The organism is Mesorhizobium sp. M1A.F.Ca.IN.020.06.1.1 (assembly GCF_004023265.1).
In the GTDB taxonomy this organism is placed as follows: Bacteria; Pseudomonadota; Alphaproteobacteria; order Rhizobiales; family Rhizobiaceae; genus Mesorhizobium.
The window spans coordinates 1-2,304 of sequence record NZ_RZSR01000943.1 but is presented as its reverse complement, the minus strand read 5'-3'; the positions used below and the strand labels follow the sequence as shown (position 1 = coordinate 2,304).

The 2,304-nt window shown below is 63.2% G+C and carries 2 protein-coding genes and 1 pseudogene; 1 reads left to right on the top strand and 2 read right to left on the bottom strand.

Going from position 1 to position 2,304, the window contains the following annotated elements:
- A partial coding sequence (gene dnaG / locus EOA60_RS29350; protein ID WP_128312355.1) for a DNA primase occupies nt 1-1,032 on the bottom strand: 1,032 nt, incomplete at its 3' end.
- A 138-nt stretch (nt 1,033-1,170) separates the two neighbouring features.
- A complete protein-coding gene (locus EOA60_RS29345; RefSeq protein WP_066994606.1) occupies nt 1,171-1,533 on the bottom strand; it encodes an RcnB family protein in 363 nt (120 codons plus the stop codon).
- Between the two features lie 362 nt (nt 1,534-1,895).
- On the opposite strand from EOA60_RS29345, the pseudogene EOA60_RS29340 reads away from it, so the two are divergent.
- Nucleotides 1,896-2,304 (top strand): annotated as a pseudogene (locus tag EOA60_RS29340) (Na/Pi cotransporter family protein); the annotation flags it as partial.

Here is a 2,304-nt window from a genome sequence, read left to right as displayed (position 1 = left end):
GGGCAGCAGCGCGAAGCGTGCCGAGCGCCCGGGCTGCACCGACGGCAGCGCGAGGTCGGCGGCGCGCCAGGCGGCCTTCAGCCCGGCCTGGTCGCCGTCGAAGCAAAGCACCGGCTCCGGCGCCATGCGCCACAAAAGCTCGAGCTGGTTTTCGGTGAGCGCCGTGCCGAGAGGCGCCACGGCATTCTCGAAGCCGGCCTGTGCCAGCGCGATCACATCCATATAGCCTTCGACGGCGATCACCGTGCCGCCCTTGGCCACCGCTTTGCGGGCGCGGGCGAAATTGTAGAGCACGTTGCCCTTGTGGAAGAGCTCGGTCTCCGGCGAGTTCATGTATTTCGCCAAAGCGTCCGGCGCCAGCGCCCGACCGCCGAAGGCGATGATCCTGCCGCGCGAATCCGGGATCGGGAACATGATGCGGTCGCGGAACCAGTCATAGGAGACCGGGATGTCGTCGCCATGCCGGACCAGTCCGCAGGCTTCGATATCGGCCTTCGGCACCCCCTTGGCGGCGAGGTATTCCTTGAGCGCGTTGCGGCTGTCCGGCGCATAGCCGAGCCGGAAGGACTGCTGCGTCGCCGGCGTCAGACCGCGGTCGCGCAGATAGGCGCGGGCCTTGGCGCCTTCCGGTCCCTGCAGGCGCTCCTGGAAGAAGACCGTCGCCATCTCCATGACGTCGGTCAGGCTGGCGCGTTCCTTCTCGCGCTTTTCTTCTTGGGCGTCGCGCACCGGCATCGGCACGCCGGCCATCTCTGCGATCCTTTCGACCGCTTCGGGAAAGCTCATGCCGTCGAGCTCGGTCAGGAACTTGAAATGATCACCCGAGACCGAACAGCCGAAACAGTGATAGCGCCCCTTCTTGTCCTCGCAGTGGAACGACGGGCTCTTTTCGCCGTGAAACGGGCAGCACGCCCAATAATCGCCGCGCGATGCGTTGGACTTCTTCCTATCCCAGGAAACGCGTTGACCGATCACCGAAGAAATCGGCACGCGGTCGCGTATCTCGTCGAGGAAGGCGGGTGGAAAGCGCATCGGGAAAGGCTCGTTTACCCTCCATATAATCAAGCCGCTTGGGCGCGACGACTCGATAAGCCCGATCGTACCCGCTTTTCACAGACAAAAAGAAGGCGGCCGCGCGGCCGCCTTCCCGTCTTTCGGACCATTCCCCGCTCAGTGCGCGGCGATCGCGCCGAAGATGATACCGGAGACGATGCTGACCAAAAGGTAGTCGTTGCCGACGCGAATCCACTCCTGGCCGGGGCCGGGACGGCGCAGCCCATAACGGTGCCAGTCGCGAACCGCCTGATGGCGCTTCCAGCTGGAATACTTCTGCCCATTGCGCCAATGGCTGCGCTTCACCACGACCTTCTTCTTCACGACGCGCTTCTCGACATGCCGGCCCGGCTTCTGCCAGTCGACCTGTGTGTAGGTCGATTGCGTCTCGCTCGGCTGAACGAGCGGCGCCGCCTGGCCCGAAAAGGCCGAAGCGGTCAGCATCGCGGCGGTCACGGTGGAAAGTATGAGACGCTTCATGGTCAGTGCTCCTTGGTTGTCGATAGGCAAGGAGATATTCCGGCTGGCATGAACCGAAACTGAATACCTTGGTTACAATTCCGTAATGATTTCCGTTGGTTACGCAAGCAGGTTCACCAATTTACAGAAACCGGTTCAAGCCCAGGCTTCGCGTCGACGCGACATTTGCCGCCTGTCCGACCGCGATCTGCAACCAAAGCACCTTCTATCCATTTCCGACACACGCCGTCGTGTGCCGAATGTCGGCCGAATCGGGTAAAATTTATTATCCGGCTAATGTAAACTGCTTTAGTCTCGACCTTCGAAATGCTTGCGATTCGCACCTTTTTCCGCTTCCTGGCCGCCTCGTTGCGAGGCTCGGCATGAGCGGATCCGTTGTCCTTCTGCACCTTGCCGGCGCAGTGGCGCTGATGCTGTTCGCCACCCGCATGGTAAAAACCGGTGTCGAGCGCGCCTATGGCGATGTGCTGCGTCACAGGCTGCGCGCCACCATGCGCAAGCCGCTGATGGCGGTGCTGGCCGGCTGTGGCCTCGCGATCGCGCTGCAGAGTTCCACCGCCGTCACGCTGCTGGTCGGCTCCTTCGCCGGCGCCGGCATCGTGTCGGGCGCCGCCGGGCAGCTTGCCGTGCGCGGCGCCGAGATCGGCTCGGCCTTGGTCGCGAAGCTTCTTACCTTTGATCTGTCGCTCGTGGTGCCGTTGTGCCTGGTCGCAGGAACCATCATGTTCATGGCCACCGAGCGCCGCGATTGGCGTCAGACCGGCCGCATCC

Bases quoted from the DNA above. Each gene is read 5' to 3' on its own strand.
- EOA60_RS29345 (WP_066994606.1), bottom strand. From the start codon at position 1,533: ATGAAGCGTCTCATACTTTCCACCGTGACCGCCGCGATGCTGACCGCT.